Here is a 16,374-nt window from a genome sequence, read left to right as displayed (position 1 = left end):
GGAGTGATCGATGCCAAAATCGGTTTTTCGGTTCCTGTCGCGGCAGCCGGAAGCGGTGGAGCTGGAGAACGACAGATATCTCCTGCGCCTGCCGCGCTATCAGGATTTCAACCAGTGGCACCGGCTGCGCGCCGAAAGCCGCAAGTTCCTGGAACCCTGGGAGCCGACCTGGCGGCGCGACGAGCTGACGGAGGGCGCCTACCGCGCCCGCGTCGTCCGTGGCAAGCAGGAATATGCCTCGGGCCAGGCGGTACCGCTGTTCATTTTCCTGAAAGGCGACATGACGCTCGTCGGCGGCGTCACCATCGGCTACATCAGAAGAGGTGCGGCACAAAGCTGCATGATCGGCTACTGGATGGGCGAGCGCCATGCCGGCCAGGGGCATATGTTCGCCGCCCTTCAATTGGTTATTCCTTACATCTTCGCCGGGCTTGAGTTGCACCGTATCGAAGCAGCCTGTATTCCAGATAACGCGCGCAGCATTCGTCTGCTTGAAAAAGCCGGGTTTCAACAGGAAGGCTATCTGCGCGGATATTTAAAGATCAACGGTCAGTGGCATGACCATGTGATGTTTTCACGTCTCGCCACCGATACGGATAAAGGCAGGAAAACCGACAGCCGATGACAAGAGACCGCATGCTGCCCAAGTCACCGTCCGGACGAGTGATCGCGGTGATCGCAGCCTTTTTCCTGGCGGCCTTCGCCTTCGTGGCGGGCGTTGCCCAGGCGGCCGAACCTGTAAAAATTTCCCGTGACGATACCGCGCTCGATCTGACCGCGACGACCGAGATCTACGCCAACCAGGGCGAGGCCTTCCAGGTTTCGACGGCGGCCGGCGCCGACGGCATTCGCCGCCGCATCGAGGTCAGGGCAAGCTCGGAGAACCATCAGGGCGACTGGGCGGTGTTTGCGCTCGCCAACGTTTCGGAAGAACAGCTCGAGCGCGTCATCGTCGCGCCGCATTTCCGTCTGGTCAATTCCAAGCTGTTCTGGCCGGATCTCGGCTCACAGCGCATCAGCGCGATTACGCCGAGCGAAGGTTTTGCGCTCGATCGGCAGCCGAGCGACGAGGCCGACGTCTTCCGCATCACGCTGAACCCCGGCGCCGTCATCACCTTCGTCGCCGAACTGTCGACGCCGGAACTGCCGCAGATCTATCTCTGGGAACCGGACGCCTACAAGGACACGATCAACGCCTTCACGCTCTATCGCGGCATCGTGCTCGGCATTGCCGGCCTGCTCGCCGTGTTCCTGACCATCCTCTTCGTCGTCAAGGGCACCTCGATGCTGCCGGCGACGGCGGCCCTTGCCTGGGCGGTGCTCGGCTATATCTGCGTCGACTTCGGTTTCCTCGGCAAGCTGATCAGCGTCGCTTCGGCCGACCAGCGAATATGGCGCGCCTGTGCAGAGGTGGCGCTGGCGTCGAGTTTCGTCATCTTCCTGTTCACCTATCTCAACCTCAACCGCTGGCATGCGCATCTCGGCTACGCGACACTTGCCTGGGTGCTTGGCCTTGCCCTGCTCTTTGGCGTGGCGATCTATGATCCGTCGATTGCCGCCGGCATCGCCAGGCTTTCCTTCGCGCTGACGGCGACGATGGGGCTGCTTTTGATCATCTATCTCGGCTTCAACCGCTATGACCGCGCCATCCTGCTGGTGCCGGCCTGGGCGCTGATCCTCGTCTGGCTGTTCGGGGCGTGGCTGACGGTCACCGGACGGCTCGACAACGACATCATCCAGCCCGCACTCGGCGGCGGCCTGGTGCTCATCGTGCTTCTGATCGGCTTCACCGTCATGCAGCATGCTTTTGCCGGCGGCGCCTTCCAGCAAGGGCTGTTTTCCGATCTCGAGCGGCAATCGCTGGCGCTGACCGGCTCCGGCGACATGGTGTGGGACTGGGACGTGGCGCGCGACCGCGTCGTCACCATTCCCGACGTCTCGATCAAGCTCGGCCTGTCGCCGGGCGCCATGCATGGCGCGGCGCGCAACTGGCTGCCGCGGCTGCATCCCGACGACCGCGACCGCTTCCGCGCCACGCTCGACGTGCTGCTCGAACATCGCCGTGGGCGGCTGAACCACGAGTTCCGCATCCGCGCCGAGGACGGGCATTTCCACTGGCTCTTGATCCGCGCCCGGCCGGTGCTCGGCTCGAACGGCGAAATCATCCGCTGCGTCGGCACGATCGTCGACGTGACCGAACAGAAGAATTCCATCGAGCGGCTGCTGCATGATGCGCTGCACGACAATCTGACCGGCCTGCCGAACCGGCAGGTCTTCCTCGACCGGCTGCAGTCGGTGCTGGCGCTGGCGCCAGGCGGCGACACGCTGCGCCCGACGGTGATGGTGATCGACATCGACCGCTACAAGCTGGTCAATGATTCGCTCGGCGTTGCCGCCGGCGACAACATCCTCATCGCACTGACGCGGCGGCTGCGCCGGCTGTTGAAACCGCAGGACACGCTGGCGCGGCTTGCCGGCGACCAGTTCGGCCTCATCCTGGTTTCCGAGCACAATCCGGCCAAGGTCGCCGATTTTGCCGATGCGATCAGCAAGGCGATCATGGTGCCGATCAACTTCGCCAATCGCGAGATCATCCTGACCGCCTCGGTCGGCCTCGCCTCCTGGGTCGACCGGCAGGAGAGCGCCACCGGCCTGCTCAGCGACGCCGAGCTCGCGATGTACCGGGCAAAACGGGCCGGCGGCAACCGTGTCGAACCGTTTCAGCCGGCCTTCCGCGACTTCGGCACCGACCGGCTGCAGCTCGAAACGGATCTGCGCCGCGCCATCGAACGCAAGGAATTGTCGATGGTCTACCAGCCGATCGCCCGGCTGGAGGATGTCGAGGTCGCCGGTTTCGAGGCATTGATGCGCTGGGAACATCCCAAACGCGGCAATATTCCGCCGTCCGAATTCATTCCGATCGCCGAGGCCTCCGATCTTATCGGCCCGCTCGGCATGTTCGCGCTGGAACAGGCGACCAACGACCTGATGAGCTGGCAGCACCAGACCGGCGAACTGCCGATCTTCGTCTCGATCAATCTGTCGAGCGTGCAGCTGCTCAACAACGAGCTCTATGACGACGTGCGTTCGGTTCTCGCCAAGACGCATTGCCAGCCCTCGCGCCTCAAGCTCGAACTGACGGAATCCATGGTGATGGAAAATCCGGAACAGGCCCGGCTCGTGCTGCAGAAGCTGAAGGAAGCCGGCATTGGGCTGGCGCTCGACGATTTCGGCACCGGATATTCGTCGCTCGCTTATCTCACCCGCTTCCCCTTCGACATGATCAAGCTCGACAAGGCGCTGGTGCGCGACGGCAGCGACAAGAAGGCGACCGTGCTCCGGTCGGTGATATCAATGGCGCGCGAACTTGAGATGAAGGTGGTGGCGGAGGGGATCGAATCCAACGAGGATGCGATCGAACTCGCCAAGATGGGCTGCAACTACGGCCAGAGCTACCTTTTCGGCCCGCCGATCCCATCGGAATCGGTGCTGCGGCTGCTGCGCGACCGGTTTCCGCTGACGAAACGGGCGTAAGCGGAGCCGCCGGTCTCGGCGGTTTCCTCGGTAGCAACCAAAGGCCGCCTTCAGCCCGAGGCGGACATCTGTTTGTTGTTGAGGGATGCGGCTACTTTGCGCCGTCTTGTTGGTCGTTAAGATATCCGGTTTCTCGTTCTGAGAGCTGCTCGACTACGAAAGCGATAATGCCGCCTGTGAGTCGTTCAGGCGACTAGCGTTCCCGCAATAATCGAGTGCCTCCCATCCCATTCTCATTACTTTCAGGGCGTCAGGTGAGTTGAGCGAGGATATCGTCGACGACACTTGGGACAGTACCCGTCGTGTCGATATTGATGCCGATGGGAAGATATTCCCGGGTATGATGATAGCGGAGCACCAGCGTCCGCTCGGCCGGCTCGAAGCCCGGCTCATTTGGCCGCCCATCCAATCGTCGGTTTAAAGTCTCAACGTCTATGTCGAGCACGAAAACCTTATCGAAAAGGTCCAGGAATTTGTGGAAATTGCGCGAGCCGCCACAGAAGAAAGTGGCAGGATGGATGGTGTCGGCAGCAATAGCGCGGACCTTGTCGACACGCCAGATCCAGTGGGCGTATCCCCAAACGATGCGGTCCGCGCCTTCGGGTGGTCGTGCGAGTGCCTGGCCCGTCTCGGGGTCGCCGACATAGGCCAAGACCCGGTCACCATGGACGACATGGTAGCCCCGCCGCTCCAGTTCGGTAGCGACAGACGTTTTCCCAGTGCCGGAACCGCCTTCGATCAAATAGTTCTTGATTCCCATAGGCGCCGCTTATCATGGACTTCGATCTGGTGAAAAGACACTCTCCCTAAGAACGCGTCGCCAAAGAAATGGCAGCCCCTCTCACCGCTCACCTATGTGTTCCGAGCGGCCAATCCTTGGCCGACCAGATCCTCTTAGATCATACCAAGATCGACAACACTTCAGGTACCCCGGGGGGGGGGGGTGGATATTGAGGATGCACTGGAACTAGAGCCTTTCCGGCTGGGTGACGGGTCTTCGTTGCTGGGCTGTATCCGTCAGAACCACTCGCCTTCGATGGTTCAAGCCCTCATCCGGGGGGTTTTGGCAAACACACTAAGACCGAGCCATTCCTGCATGTCGCGCGCGAGGACCCTGTCCCCTTCAAGTCTCAGCGTTTCTGCATCGGTTTCCTGACGTATGGTCGTGAGGCCCATCCAAATTGCGGTCATCGAACGGAGCGACCCTTCAACGAGAAGGTCTACATCATAGCCCGGATCGAAGTTGCAGAGATCGACTTTTCCGTTTTCGACCACAAGCCACCAGCTCTTTTGCGCGGCCGAAAGTTCCGGGTACAGAAACTGTATCGTACAACGGCGGGTCGGAAGTCTTCTTGTATCGAGGCTCCGCCGCATGTCCCACATGAGCAGAGAAGGGTCGAGATTCTTCAAGGAAAGTCGCGATTCCATCCACCGTTGAGCCCAATTTCCGAGACCTATGATCAGAGGTCTCAATTCTTCGCCCGCTGCCGTGAGTTGGTAATCGGCAATGCCGTTCGCACTCCTTGTCACCGTGATGACGCCCGATTGCTCCAGTTCTTTCAGGCGTTTTGACAGGAGTGCCGGAGACATTTTCGGTAGACCGCGACGCAACTCATTAAAGCGCGTCGATCCGCAAAGGAATTCGCGGACGACCAAGGTCGTCCACCGCGAGCAGAGGATTTCCGACGCCATTGATACTGGACAGAATTGCCCGTAGCCGTCACGCTCTACCATAAGGACCTCCACCGGTCTGGATCAGGCACAATATTGTAAAACAACCGTCCCTCCAAATGCTCCTTGCCTGGCCATACGGCGGCGGCGTTCAGTACAGTTCGTGTACTAGCCGCAATTGTGAAACGAGCGCAGAGTCTCAATCCTCACGAGATAGGAGGCATTGATATGCTCGGGCTTACAGAACCAAAACAGAACCTTGCCGACGGTCGGACCATTGTCGAACTAACCAATTCGGTCCTGCCCACCATCGCGCAACGCGCCGCATCGATCGACGAGAGCGACACCTTCGTCGGCGAGAATTACGCGCTGCTAAAGGAATCTGGACTCGTGCGGGCAGGCGTTCCAATCGAATTGGGCGGGCTGGGCGCGGAAGTGCCCGAACTTTCTGAGATGCTCAAATCCATTGCTCGTGCATGTGGGTCCACTGCGCTTGCCTTTTCCATGCATACCCATCAAGTCGCCATCCCCGCCTGGCGCTGGCGGCATCAAAAGGTGGCCGCGGTGGAGCCGCTCCTGAGACGTGTTGCATCGGAGCAAATCATATTGCTCTCGAGCGGCGGATCGGACTGGATCGGCGGATCGGGCAAGGCCATGAAAGTTGATGGCGGATACCGGATCACCGCGCGTAAACGCTTCACTTCCGGCGCGGCGGCAGGAAACATCCTGATGACCGGTGCTGTTTATGAAGAACCGGACGGCGCGCGCTCCGTCATCCATTTCGGCGTTCCGATGGCATCGCCAGAGGTTTCGATAGAGGATACGTGGCGAACACTTGGAATGAGGGGAACCGGGTCAAACGATGTCATCATCGAAAACCTCTTCGTGCCGGATGCCAGTGTCGCATTTTCCAGAAGCGCGGGACAATGGCATCCAGTATTTCAGGTCATCGGCACGATCGCGTTTCCTCTGATCTACGCGGTCTATCTTGGCGTCGCCGAGAGCGCCCGCGACATCGCAGTCAAGATGGTCCGTAGCAAGGCCAACAGCGATCATGTGATCGGGTTGGTCGGGCGCATGGAAACGTCTCTGAGGGCCGCACAGATCGCGCATCGCTGGATGTTAGAGGTAGTTGCTCGAAACGAACCGTCCGCGGAAACCGTCAACGAGGTTATGATCGACCGTTCCTTGGTCGCACGGCATGCTATCGAGGTGACGGAGCTTGCAATGGAGGTCGCAGGCGGCGCGGCATTCTATCGAGAGAACGGGCTGGAGCGCTGCTTCCGTGACATACAGGGCGCTCGCTATCATCCGATGCAGCCCGGAGCCCAGGCGCAATACGCGGGTTCATTCGCGCTCGGACTTCCCACCGAGAAGATTTTCTAGCGCCTGGCGCAACGACGAACTCCGCGGAATCATAGGCTAGGTGGGTAGTTTGACGTCCAGAATTCGAATGGACGAGCCTCGCCAGCAGGGACGACCGAGCAACCTCTTGTGCGCTTTGGGCCGATATGCGACCTCGACCACGGCAGCAATGCGCCCCCATGTCGGCCACAGAGGGGATCTTTGCCTTCGCCCGGAAGCCGACATTGCGGTGACCACCTAGAGTTCATAGTCGCGCCACAACCGGCCATTTCCGCAAGTTCTGTGTGCGTCACGCCCGACTCGCCCGAACGCTCAGCCACCGATCATGGGGCTTTCCGACGCACCGACGTACCTCGCTAACGATCCAGCCGGCGTCTGTGAGTGCGGACCGCAGGGCAGACTCGCGCCAGTACGTCTCGACGTAGCGCCGGGGCGCTGCAGCACTGCCGTGTGTGGACACATCCTCGCCTTCGCCCTCTCTAACCGAGGCGTGCAATCGGCCACCGGTCCGGGTCGCCTCGGCAAGCCGTCCAAGCACCGTGCCGAAATCCTCGCGCGCGACATGAATCAGGCAGGCACAGGCCCAGATCCCGTCGTATGGCGTGCCGGGACGCTGCGGGTCGGCCAAGTCTTCGGTCAGCGGGTCCAACAGGTCGGCCTCGAAGCCATTTTCGCGAAGCAGTTCGACGAAACCCTTTGCAATGTCGGTGCGCCGGACGCTAATTCCCCGCCTCTCCAGCTCAAGTGCATCTCGCCCGCCACCGCTTCCGATTTCCAGCACCCTGCCCGAGCCGCCCAGCTCGGTCACGAACGCATCGATCTCTGTCGCGACCCATTCGGGCATCGCCGCAGCCTCCGCAGCGTACTCCGCCGCGACCGTATCATAGGACCGCACGGTATCCAGGTCGGTGCTCATCCTAGCACTCCTCCTTCAAGACAAGAGGCCCGATGAGCGAGAGGCCCATCAGCCCGTTGCGCCGTTCACACTTCGGCAGTTGGTGACATCGTGGGCGATTTACTTCCCAGCTTTAGCAGAAATGCGATCAGAGACGCCACCGACCGAGCCAATGCTGCCGAGCGGCAATGCGCCCTCATTTTGGTCACTCACACCACCCGCGCGAGCTACTGGAAGCCGTCGGTCTGCTTCGCCAGCGGTCGCGCCCGGAAAGCGCCAGACCAAGACATGTTGGAGGACGCTTGGCAGACTGAATTTCGCGGGGCTTTACCAAGGCGCTGGTATCCGGTTTCGTCTCCATATCAACATCCGATGTCAATTTCCGATCGTTTGCGCGACATTCGATAGCTTCACGCCTTCAACGCTGCGATCAGCATGTCGACAAACACGGAAACTTTGGGCGGCCGAAATCGCCCGGCGGGATAGACCGTGTACACGCCGCCGGATGGGAGTTGCCATTCAGGCAGGACTGGAATGAGGTCTCCCGCCAATATGCCGGCGGTCGCGAGAAAATCGGGCAGAACCGACAGACCTGCGCCTTGTCGGACCGCCTCCATGACCGCTGGCGTGGTATTGATCGCGATGTCCGCTTTAAAACGGACGCTCCTGGCGTCTCCATCGCTGCGAGTGAACGTCCATATAAGCGGCTCTCTCAAAGCGTTGTTGGCCACGAAGGGTAGAGGCGTGCAGTCAATCGGCTCGCTCATTGCCGCTATCTCCGCGGCCAAGGCTTGCGATCCCACCAAGAGTTGGCGGAACGATCCGATTCGTCGTGCCTGCATGCTGGAATCAGCCAGCCAGCCGACGCGGATGGCAAGGTCCATGTTGTCGGCAACCAGATCAACCATCTTGTCGCTGAGGTTCAGTTCCACCTTGCAATCATTATAGCGTCGGCTGAAGGCGGCGACCAAGGGCACGACAACCGAGGTACCGTAGTCGTAGGGGGCGGTGATCCTCAGAAGGCCCTTGGGTTCCGTCCTGCGCTGAGCCAACTCTCCCAGGGCATCCTCTGCGTCGCGCAGGATCGAGACGCATCGGGCGTGAAACAACAGCCCGGCTTCGGTCGCCTGCACCCGCCGCGTCGTCCGCATCAGCAATGTGGTGCCGACCTCCTGTTCAAGCCTTGCGACCTGCTGGCTGACAACCGCCTTGGTGATGCCCAAATATTCCGCAGCTCTCGTGAACGATCCCGCGTCAACGACGGCCGCGAAATAAGCCAGCCGATTGAGATTGGTCGCTTCCTGCATAGTATTCTCCGATTTTATTGTCAGCCTCTAGCATACATTCTGTCATTTTTCTCGATCTTCTCGTTCCAATCGGCTCATGTCATCTATGGCTCAAGAAGGAGCCGACATGACTGGCAAGACCCACATCACCTATCTCTTCGATCCCCTTTGCGGCTGGTGTTATGGCGCATCGCCGCTGCTCGCACAGCTCGCCGCGGCACCTGATCTGACAGTGTCGCTCGCCCCGACCGGTCTGTTTTCCGACTCCGGGGCCAGAGCGATGGACGAACAGTTCGCCGCCTTCGCTTGGTCAAACGACCAGCGCATTGGGAGCCTCACGGGGCAGCGGTTTAGCGATGTCTACCGGAGCCAGGTTCTGGCAAAAGGCGGCATGCTGGATTCTGGTCCAGCCACGCTGGCACTAACTGCCGTTGCCCTGACGGCGGGGCAGCACGAACTCGATGCGCTCCGGTTCATCCAGGAGGCGCGCTATGTTTCGGGCCGCGATGTCACGGACATGTCCGAACTGCAGAGCGTGCTGGTCAGTGTTGGACTTGATGCGGCAGCCTCCCGCCTCGCTTCTCCCGATTCCGACCTGCTGGCCGCCAATCGAGCGCGCATGGCCTCGGCGCGCGCCCTGACGCGTGAGTTCGCAGTCAATGGCGTACCGGGATTGATCGTGGATGACGGCGCGGACCGGACTTTGCTCAAGGCGCAGGACCTATTCAGCGGCGGCGATCTCCTCGCCAGGCTGTCCAACACAGGCGCTTCACCTGCACGTCTCGGTCGCAATAGCCATCCGATGAAAGGATAACCCGATGATGATCAAGCGCACGACCTATACAGCACTGGCTGTCTTCATGCTCGCGGCAGCATCGGCGACGCCCGGTTTCGCCCAGAGTGTGCCACCCTACGGCGCGCCGATCAGCATCGAGCGCGCCAAGCAGGTCGCCGCGGCCGCCCTCGCGGAAATGCGCAAGAAAGGCTTTGAGATGACGGTCGCCATCGTCGATTCCGGCAGTAACCTCGTCTATCTCGAACGCTCCAATCAGGCGGGTATCGGCACGATCGACGCCGCGCTCGGTAAGGCGAAGGCCGCAAACGGTATCAAGACGCCGACCAAGGCGATCGAGGATATGATCCTTCATAACAACCAGAGCAATCTGCTTGCCGTGCCGGGAGCTTTTCCGGTCGAAGGCGGAGTGCCTCTCGTCGCCGATGGCCAGGTAATCGGTGCGATCGGCGTCAGTGGCGGCATGCCCGCAGATGATGGCGCGATCGCCAATACCGGCGCGAAGGCGCTCTAGCCCGACCGCCGATCCACATTGATATGACGCATGAATGAACCAAGACAGGACACCAGGACCATGTTCACCAGGAGAACCATCATGAAAACCACTCTCGCCGCTGGCGTGACTGCCGTACTTGCACCCGCAGGCCTCGGCCACGCAGCAGGAAGCCTCACTTGGAAGCATTTCCCTGCAGGGCAGAATGGCTTCTTCCGCGCCCCCGTTCTGGTTTCCAGCGCGAACGAAGCTGTGCTGATCGATGGCGGCTTCACGCTGCCCGATGGAAAGGCGCTCGCCGACGCCATCAAGGCGACGGGCAAAAAGCTGACCACGATTTACATCAGCCAGTCCGATCCGGACTATTACTTCAGCCTCGGCCCGATCAAGGTAGCTTTCCCCGATGCCAAGGTGATCGCTGCCTCGGCGACAGTCGATGCGATCAAGGCGAGCGTCGAAAAGAAGCTGGCCGTCTGGGGGCCGCAGCTCAAGGAAAACGGTCCCCAGACCCTGGCTGACATCGTCATGCCGGAAACCTTTGACGGAAAGAGGCTGACTGTTGATGGCGAGACCATCGAGATTGTCGATGCGGAAGGCATGGCCAATCGTCGCTACCTCTTCGTTCCATCGCTGAATGCCGTGTTCGGCGGCGTGATGATCTTCAACGGCGTCCACGTCTGGACGGCAGATACCAACAGCGCGGAACTGCGCGCCGCCTGGGTTGCCAATCTCGAAAAGCTCGCGGCGCGCAAGCCGGCCGTCGTCGTGGCCGGACACATGACGTCCGACGCCAAGAACGACCTCGCGGGTGTGGAACATACCATCGCCTACCTGAAGGCCTTCGAGGAAGAACTGGCCAAGGCCAAGGACTCCGCATCGCTGAAGGCCGCCATGGAAGGCCGTTTCCCCAACCTCGGCATGGCTGTTGCGCTCGATATTGGCTCCAAGGTCGCGACCGGCGAAATGAAGTGGGGCTGATCGCCATGAGCGCTAATCTCGAAATCATCCGGGCCACCTATGAGGGCTCATCGGAAGACAATGGCCGCAATCTACTTGCGGCCTTGGCACCTGATGCGACGTGGACGGAAGCCGAAGGTTTCCCCTACGCTGGTACCGTTGTCGGCCACTTGTTGAGGTCTTGAAGTCAGCTATCTCAAGCGGGAAAATATCCGGAACGCTGAGGCGCACGCATGACGAAGCATCGCATCTATTCAGTCAGCGTCGCCAGCGTCTATCCCCATTATGTCGCCAAGGCAGAGAAGAAGGGACGCACGAAGACAGAGGTCGACGAAATCATCTGTTGGCTGACGGGACATAGCCAGCAGAGCCTGGATGATCAGCTGACTGAGAAGACCAACTTCGAGGATTTCTTTGCGCAAGCGCCTCGGATGAATCCATCCCGATCGTCGATTACAGGCGTGATCTGCGGCGTCCGCGTGGAAGATATCCAGGAAACGACGATGCGGGAAATCCGCTATCTGGACAAATTGATCGACGAACTCGCCAAGGGGAAAGCGATAGAGAAAATCCTGCGGAAATAGCCAGTCGGGCTTGCATGCCAAGGCATCGGCGCAGAATCCGGCACCGCCTCGTCCAGGAATGACGAATGTTCATTGTCGCGGGGCAAGGCCATCAAGCAGGAAGTCGAGGCCCTTCCTGAACGCGCCGTCCCAATCATTGTCCAGCAGCAGACGAGAGCGCTCGATCGTCGGGTAGTCTTGGCTGAGACCTGTCAGGCGCTGTTGCGCAGCGGCCCTGTCGTCGTCCGAGAGGTCGAAGTTCGCCCGGGTGGTGGTCGCGCCGATCACAAAATTCCAGAGCGACCAGATCGCGACGTTCAAATCAGTATCGGCGACACCGGCTCCGGACAAGGTCTTGCTCAGCCGTTCCAGGCGGCTGAGGATGTTCGGGCCGAGCGCCCGGCGTGGCAGCAGCGATGCCGACCAGGGATGGCGCAGCATGCTGGCGCGCCAGTCTTCGAGCATATGAACGACGTCGCCGCGCCAGTCTCGGGACGCATCGACTTCAGGCGGGCCGCGATATTCAAGCACCGAATCGAGCGCCAGATCGAAGACCTTTTCCTTGTTGTCGACGTGCCAATAGAGGCTCATCGCGCCCGCGCCGAGGCGATCGGCCAGCCGACGCATCTTCAATCCGTCGATGCCCTCGGCGTCCAGCAGTTCCACCGCGGTCGCCACGATCCGTTCCAGCGAGAGAGGCGGTTCATTGCGCGGCTCCTGCCCGGACTGGGGTGACACACCTGTCCGCCCGGACCCTTTGCTCTCAGCGCCGCTGCGTTTGGCTGCCATTCGTCTCCCTTTACTCATCAGACGTCGATCTAAGCCGACAATGCTGGGAATGTCGATCCTGACCGATTGACTCGTACGTCGTACGATGCAATTTAATCGTACGACGTACGAGTCAATTCTATAGCGATAAAGTTCCATCCTGCAGGCCGCGAGGATCCGTTGCTCGCAGTCCTGAGAAGCCGAGAGAAAATCGTGTCAATCAAACATCTCATTATCGGAGGACTCATCATCATGACCATCAGCGTTCCCACTGCGGCGCCAGCCAATGAGGACGATCTCAAGCTTGATATCGTCAATCCGAAAAACCTCTACGACCCCTCGCCGAATGGCTACAGCACGGCGGTGATCGTGCCCCGCCAAGGCCGGCTGGCCTACATCTCCGGACAGGGCGGCCAGGACAGCACGGGAGCCTTGTCGCCCGATTTCGCCGTCCAGGTGAAGCAGGCCTATGCGAATTTGCGCACCGCCCTCGATGCGCTCGGCGCCAGGCCGGATCAGGTCGCCAAGCTCACGGTCTTCGTGGTCGATCACGATATGTCCAAGCTCGAGGTGCTGACCAAGAACGTCAAGGACATGTTCGGCGCGTCGCTGCCGGCGCAGACGTTGATTCCCGTTCCCAAGCTGGCCATCGATCCCATGCTCTTCGAGGTCGAAGCCACCGTCGTTCTGGAATAGCGGCGGCGCCGGATCTACACAATTTCGGATTTGGATCTACACAATTTCGGATTTTCCCGGTGGCGCGCCAACATCTGCTTGGCGTGCCACCTGCGCTTTTGTGGGTGGCCATTGACCAATCGCCTGCGATGTGCGCCACTCATTCCTTGTACAAGGAAAATCCCATGCTCAAGTTTCTGCTCGCCCTCTCGATGGGTGTTTTTTGCGTATCGCCGCTTCAGGCCGGCGACGTCACTCCCGTTACCAAGAGCTGCCAGCCGGGGGCAAAACAGGCGCAATGCGAGCGATGGGTCACAGATATTAAGAAAGCCGTCGAGCTGGCGTATAAAGGCGATCACGGGGCGCAGGCGACCGTTGCCTTCTGCCTGTCCACAGGTTGCCATGGTGCCGTCGCCATCGACAAGGTCGCCTCCTGCAGCTGGCATCTCGTCATCGCCAATTCCGGTACTACAACAGTGCTTGACAGTTCGAACACCAGGATCACCTGCCGGCCGATGACGGCGGCTGAGAAAGACGAAGCCCGCGCGCTGGCGAGCGATCTCGTCCAGAAGATCTACAAGCGGCCTCTGGCTAAGACCGACCAGATGTAATCTGCCGGCTCACAGCTTGCGGCGCAACGCCTGCGTGAAAATAAATCTCATTGCTCTCCCGGCTTTCGCCGCTATTGTCCTCCCAAAGAAAATCGGGCCAAAGAAAATCGGCCAAACAAAATCGGGAGGACCACGGATGATCCTGCACTGCGTATTCCTGCGGCTGAAAACCGCGGTGACGACCGACGACAAGCAGTCGCTGTTTGCGGCAATCGTCGCCCTGAAACAGGTCATTCCCGGCATATTGGACATCAAATACGGGCCGAATGTTTCGCCCGAGGGACTGCATGGCGGCTTCGTCGACGGTTTTGCCGTGACCTTTGAAAGCGCCGAGGCCCGCGACGCCTATCTCATCCATCCCGAACATGTGGCTGTTGGCGAGCGCATCGTCTCGTCGACGGATGGAGGCCTTGCCGGCATCCTGGTCTTCGACCTCAATTTGTGAAGACTGCGGGGTCAAACCCCGCAGCCCTCCGTTGATCAGCTCGATTTCGCCATGGCGGCGGCGAGCTGGTCGACATTGTATTTGAACATCTTTTCATAGGTCGGCGCCGGCCCCTTGGCGTCGGACAGGGATTCGACATAAAGCTCGCCGCCGGGCTCGGCACCGGTTGCCTTGGCGACCTGCTTGACCAGGCGCGGATCGTTGGAATTCTCGAAGAAATAGGCTTTCACATGCTCGCCCTTGATCTGCTCGATCAGCTTGGCGACGTCGGCGGCCGAGGCCTCGCTTTCGGTGGACAGACCAAGCGGCGCCAGGAAGCTGACATTATATTCGCGGCCGAAATAACCGAAGGCATCGTGGCTGGTCAGCACCTTGCGGCGATCGTCGGCCACCTTGTCGAATTTCGCGTGGGCGTAGGCGTTCAATTCATCCAATGTCTTTGTGTACTTCTCGGCATTGGCCTTGAAGGCGGCGGCGTCCGTGGGATCGGCCGATGACAGCGCCTTTTCGATATTGGCGACCCAGACCTTGACGTTGACGGGGCTGTTCCAGACATGCGGATCGGTGATTTTTTCGCCGTCCTCTTCCATGGTGCGGGTGTTGATGCCTTCGGAAACGGTGACCGGCTTGCCCTTATAGCCCGAGGCGGTGATCAGCCGGTCCATCCAGCCCTCCAGCCCCTCGCCGCTGACGAAGGTAACCTGCGCCGCGTTCAAATTCTTCGCATCGGCTGGCGACGGCTCGAATTCATGGGGATCGCCGTTCGGCCCGACGAGGCTCGTCACCTTGACGTGCTCGCCGCCGACCTGTTTCACAACATCGGCAAGCACGGTGAAGGAGGCCACAACCTTCAGCGTTTCGGCGGAGGCGGGCAAAGCCGACAGCGCCATCAAAGCGGGGATTGCTGCGGAGAGAAGCAGTCTGTGCGATGTCATCGAAGTCTCCAATGAAAGAACGCAAGGGGCAGAACACCAGCATTTGGCGGCTTTTCCTTGGGTTCGGTTAAGTTTTGACCGGCATTCGTACCGATCGGCAAAGTCTCTCTTTCCGCCGGACAGATCGCTTTGCTGTCCTTCGGTTCTTGAACCAGTCTCCAATGCGTGACCTGATGCCTGGGGCTTCGGTCACAGAGTGGCGTTCGGCTCCCGGTTTCCCATTCTCCTTGAGAAGCGCAACCCAGTTCTACCGGGCTCGCTAGACTGCCATCAGGACAACCGGGATATCGTCGACGCGCCTTCCATGGTGCTTTCGCCGCGCGGCTCGTAGGCGCGCTGGTCACGCAGGATCTGGAAGGTGATCGTCAAAAGCTTGCGCGCGATGGCAACCCGCGCCTTGTTTATTCCTTTGATCTTCAGATGCTCGTATTGGGCGCGCAGCTGTGGATCGCTGGCGATGGCAGGTGTTACCGCCTCGACGAAGGCCCAGCGCAGCCACTTGTTGCCCTGCTTGATGATCTTGCCGTGGAAGGTCTTGCCGCCGGAGGAATAGGTCGAGGGCACAAGCCCGGCATAGGCGGCAAGCTTCTTCGGTTGGCGGAACCGCGATATGTCGTCGATCTCCGCATCGATCAGCCGGGCGAAGAACTCGCCGATGCCGGGGATCGTCTTCAACAGCTTGACGTTGGCATTGGCCTTGGTCATCGCCCGGATCGTTGCTTCCGACTGTTTGATCCGCATGTCGATGTCGCCGATGAAGGCGAGACCACGGTCAATCTGGATGCGGTCGATCTCAGAGACGTTCACTTGAGCCAGCTGGACGCGGCCGGCCTTGCCAAACAGGTCGCCAAGCTTCTTCAATTGCGCCGTCTGCTCCGGATAGCGGTCGAACACCGTGACGATGCGGTTCTTGGTCATCGTGCGCAGCCGCACGTAAAACATCCGTTCGCGTAGCGCGACGCGAAGGTCCCGCGATCTCTCGCTTGGCGCCCAGGCTTCGGGTACCAGGTCGGCTCTGAGCAGATGTGCCAGCACCGTCGCGTCGATCTTGTCGGTCTTGATCTTGGCGTCGGCGATCGCCTTAACCTTCAGCGGATGGGCGAGAACGACATCATCACAAATGTCGTCGAGCCAGTCGTAGATCACCATCCAGTTGCGCGTCGCCTCGACAACCGCATGCGAGTTCTCCCGATAGCGTTCGAGAAACCCGCCGAGCGACTGTCGGTCGTTCTTCACCCGGCCGGATCTCAGCGTCTTGCCGCTGCTGTCCTGAACCACCAGGTGGCTGTAGGATTTGTGGTAGTCGACCCCGATATGGTATTCATAAGAGGCAGTCATGCTTCCAACTCCCTTATTGAGATCTTCGAAACCCCAATAAGATAA

At 60.2% G+C, this 16,374-nt stretch carries 18 protein-coding genes; 11 read left to right on the top strand and 7 right to left on the bottom strand.

The features are described 5' to 3' along the window. Positions 1 to 10: 10 nt before the first annotated feature. Entirely contained in the window at positions 11 to 625 is a 615-nt protein-coding gene (locus ACD590_RS03595; RefSeq protein ID WP_018245151.1) for a GNAT family N-acetyltransferase, read from the top strand. Further along, entirely contained in the window at positions 622 to 3,534 is a 2,913-nt protein-coding gene (locus ACD590_RS03590; protein ID WP_130715783.1) for a sensor domain-containing phosphodiesterase, read from the top strand. Before ACD590_RS03595 ends, ACD590_RS03590 begins: the two co-directional genes overlap by 4 nt. A gap of 250 nt (positions 3,535 to 3,784) precedes the next feature. On the opposite strand, the gene ACD590_RS03585 is transcribed toward ACD590_RS03590, so the two are convergent. Both ACD590_RS03585 and ACD590_RS03580 read right to left on the bottom strand, forming a co-directional pair. Further along, entirely contained in the window at positions 3,785 to 4,294 is a 510-nt protein-coding gene (locus ACD590_RS03585; protein WP_166480473.1) for a nucleoside kinase, read from the bottom strand. Between the two features lie 281 nt (positions 4,295 to 4,575). Continuing rightward, entirely contained in the window at positions 4,576 to 5,268 is a 693-nt protein-coding gene (locus ACD590_RS03580) for a winged helix-turn-helix transcriptional regulator (protein ID WP_028734827.1), read from the bottom strand. A 165-nt stretch (positions 5,269 to 5,433) separates the two neighbouring features. Between ACD590_RS03580 and ACD590_RS03575 the strand changes: the two genes are divergently transcribed. After that, a complete protein-coding gene (locus tag ACD590_RS03575; protein WP_439020844.1) occupies positions 5,434 to 6,591 on the top strand; it encodes an acyl-CoA dehydrogenase family protein in 1,158 nt (385 codons plus the stop codon). A 268-nt stretch (positions 6,592 to 6,859) separates the two neighbouring features. Here the strand turns inward: ACD590_RS03575 and ACD590_RS03570 are convergent, their stop codons facing one another. Then, entirely contained in the window at positions 6,860 to 7,486 is a 627-nt protein-coding gene (locus ACD590_RS03570; protein WP_439002157.1) for a class I SAM-dependent methyltransferase, read from the bottom strand. Between the two features lie 389 nt (positions 7,487 to 7,875). Further along, a complete protein-coding gene (locus tag ACD590_RS03565; RefSeq protein WP_130651870.1) occupies positions 7,876 to 8,772 on the bottom strand; it encodes a LysR family transcriptional regulator in 897 nt (298 codons plus the stop codon). 106 nt (positions 8,773 to 8,878) lie between these two features. Here ACD590_RS03565 and ACD590_RS03560 point away from each other — a divergent pair, with 106 nt between their 5' ends. From ACD590_RS03560 to ACD590_RS03540, 5 genes are read left to right on the top strand one after another with little or no spacing between them, the layout of a single operon-like run. Further along, a complete protein-coding gene (locus tag ACD590_RS03560; protein WP_222286308.1) occupies positions 8,879 to 9,565 on the top strand; it encodes a DsbA family protein in 687 nt (228 codons plus the stop codon). 4 nt (positions 9,566 to 9,569) lie between these two features. Continuing rightward, positions 9,570 to 10,058 carry a GlcG/HbpS family heme-binding protein gene (locus tag ACD590_RS03555; RefSeq protein ID WP_130715777.1) on the top strand — a complete coding sequence of 163 codons (489 nt, stop codon included), beginning with the start codon at positions 9,570 to 9,572 and terminating at the stop codon, positions 10,056 to 10,058. 60 nt (positions 10,059 to 10,118) lie between these two features. Next, positions 10,119 to 11,015 (top strand): MBL fold metallo-hydrolase, encoded by an 897-nt coding sequence (locus tag ACD590_RS03550; protein WP_439002156.1) that lies wholly within the window; start codon positions 10,119 to 10,121, stop codon positions 11,013 to 11,015. 5 nt (positions 11,016 to 11,020) lie between these two features. Then, a complete protein-coding gene (locus ACD590_RS03545; protein WP_157214111.1) occupies positions 11,021 to 11,179 on the top strand; it encodes an AsnC family transcriptional regulator in 159 nt (52 codons plus the stop codon). Positions 11,180 to 11,227: 48 nt separating this feature from the next. Continuing rightward, a complete protein-coding gene (locus ACD590_RS03540) occupies positions 11,228 to 11,578 on the top strand; it encodes a DUF2200 domain-containing protein (RefSeq protein ID WP_439002155.1) in 351 nt (116 codons plus the stop codon). 69 nt (positions 11,579 to 11,647) lie between these two features. Here the strand turns inward: ACD590_RS03540 and ACD590_RS03535 are convergent, their stop codons facing one another. Further along, positions 11,648 to 12,346, bottom strand: a complete 699-nt coding sequence (locus ACD590_RS03535) for a TetR/AcrR family transcriptional regulator (protein ID WP_439002154.1) — start codon at positions 12,344 to 12,346, stop codon at positions 11,648 to 11,650. Positions 12,347 to 12,577: 231 nt separating this feature from the next. Here ACD590_RS03535 and ACD590_RS03530 point away from each other — a divergent pair, with 231 nt between their 5' ends. The 3 genes from ACD590_RS03530 (at position 12,578) to ACD590_RS03520 (ending at position 14,056) form a co-directional block, all read left to right on the top strand. Next, positions 12,578 to 13,021, top strand: a complete 444-nt coding sequence (locus tag ACD590_RS03530) for a RidA family protein (protein ID WP_050566337.1) — start codon at positions 12,578 to 12,580, stop codon at positions 13,019 to 13,021. A 164-nt stretch (positions 13,022 to 13,185) separates the two neighbouring features. Further along, entirely contained in the window at positions 13,186 to 13,611 is a 426-nt protein-coding gene (locus ACD590_RS03525; RefSeq protein ID WP_018449254.1) for a hypothetical protein, read from the top strand. Between the two features lie 136 nt (positions 13,612 to 13,747). Next, positions 13,748 to 14,056: a Dabb family protein gene (locus ACD590_RS03520; RefSeq protein ID WP_018245137.1), complete on the top strand. Its 309-nt coding sequence runs from the start codon at positions 13,748 to 13,750 to the stop codon at positions 14,054 to 14,056. Positions 14,057 to 14,091: 35 nt separating this feature from the next. Here the strand turns inward: ACD590_RS03520 and ACD590_RS03515 are convergent, their stop codons facing one another. Together ACD590_RS03515 and ACD590_RS03510 are read right to left on the bottom strand one after the other, a co-directional pair. After that, the gene (locus tag ACD590_RS03515) at positions 14,092 to 14,991 is read right to left on the bottom strand and encodes a metal ABC transporter substrate-binding protein (protein ID WP_439002153.1); all 900 of its coding nucleotides are present in this window, start codon (positions 14,989 to 14,991) and stop codon (positions 14,092 to 14,094) included. Between the two features lie 270 nt (positions 14,992 to 15,261). After that, the gene (locus ACD590_RS03510) at positions 15,262 to 16,329 is read right to left on the bottom strand and encodes an IS110 family transposase (RefSeq protein ID WP_222284184.1); all 1,068 of its coding nucleotides are present in this window, start codon (positions 16,327 to 16,329) and stop codon (positions 15,262 to 15,264) included. Positions 16,330 to 16,374 lie beyond the last annotated feature (45 nt).

Origin of the sequence: Rhizobium sp. 862_C5_N1_2 (assembly GCF_051811205.1) — a bacterium.
GTDB classification, from domain to species: Bacteria; Pseudomonadota; Alphaproteobacteria; order Rhizobiales; family Rhizobiaceae; genus Rhizobium; species Rhizobium leguminosarum.
Note: the sequence above shows the minus strand (reverse complement) of the source record. Positions and strands in the feature narration are given on the sequence as shown.

Bases quoted from the DNA above. Each gene is read 5' to 3' on its own strand.
- ACD590_RS03595 (WP_018245151.1), top strand. From the start codon at position 11: ATGCCAAAATCGGTTTTTCGGTTCCTGTCGCGGCAGCCGGAAGCGGTG.
- ACD590_RS03590 (WP_130715783.1), top strand. From the start codon at position 622: ATGACAAGAGACCGCATGCTGCCCAAGTCACCGTCCGGACGAGTGATC.
- ACD590_RS03585 (WP_166480473.1), bottom strand. From the start codon at position 4,294: ATGGGAATCAAGAACTATTTGATCGAAGGCGGTTCCGGCACTGGGAAA.
- ACD590_RS03580 (WP_028734827.1), bottom strand. From the start codon at position 5,268: ATGGTAGAGCGTGACGGCTACGGGCAATTCTGTCCAGTATCAATGGCG.
- ACD590_RS03575 (WP_439020844.1), top strand. From the start codon at position 5,434: ATGCTCGGGCTTACAGAACCAAAACAGAACCTTGCCGACGGTCGGACC.
- ACD590_RS03570 (WP_439002157.1), bottom strand. From the start codon at position 7,486: ATGAGCACCGACCTGGATACCGTGCGGTCCTATGATACGGTCGCGGCG.
- ACD590_RS03565 (WP_130651870.1), bottom strand. From the start codon at position 8,772: ATGCAGGAAGCGACCAATCTCAATCGGCTGGCTTATTTCGCGGCCGTC.
- ACD590_RS03560 (WP_222286308.1), top strand. From the start codon at position 8,879: ATGACTGGCAAGACCCACATCACCTATCTCTTCGATCCCCTTTGCGGC.
- ACD590_RS03555 (WP_130715777.1), top strand. From the start codon at position 9,570: ATGATGATCAAGCGCACGACCTATACAGCACTGGCTGTCTTCATGCTC.
- ACD590_RS03550 (WP_439002156.1), top strand. From the start codon at position 10,119: ATGTTCACCAGGAGAACCATCATGAAAACCACTCTCGCCGCTGGCGTG.
- ACD590_RS03545 (WP_157214111.1), top strand. From the start codon at position 11,021: ATGAGCGCTAATCTCGAAATCATCCGGGCCACCTATGAGGGCTCATCG.
- ACD590_RS03540 (WP_439002155.1), top strand. From the start codon at position 11,228: ATGACGAAGCATCGCATCTATTCAGTCAGCGTCGCCAGCGTCTATCCC.
- ACD590_RS03535 (WP_439002154.1), bottom strand. From the start codon at position 12,346: ATGGCAGCCAAACGCAGCGGCGCTGAGAGCAAAGGGTCCGGGCGGACA.
- ACD590_RS03530 (WP_050566337.1), top strand. From the start codon at position 12,578: ATGACCATCAGCGTTCCCACTGCGGCGCCAGCCAATGAGGACGATCTC.
- ACD590_RS03525 (WP_018449254.1), top strand. From the start codon at position 13,186: ATGCTCAAGTTTCTGCTCGCCCTCTCGATGGGTGTTTTTTGCGTATCG.
- ACD590_RS03520 (WP_018245137.1), top strand. From the start codon at position 13,748: ATGATCCTGCACTGCGTATTCCTGCGGCTGAAAACCGCGGTGACGACC.
- ACD590_RS03515 (WP_439002153.1), bottom strand. From the start codon at position 14,991: ATGACATCGCACAGACTGCTTCTCTCCGCAGCAATCCCCGCTTTGATG.
- ACD590_RS03510 (WP_222284184.1), bottom strand. From the start codon at position 16,329: ATGACTGCCTCTTATGAATACCATATCGGGGTCGACTACCACAAATCC.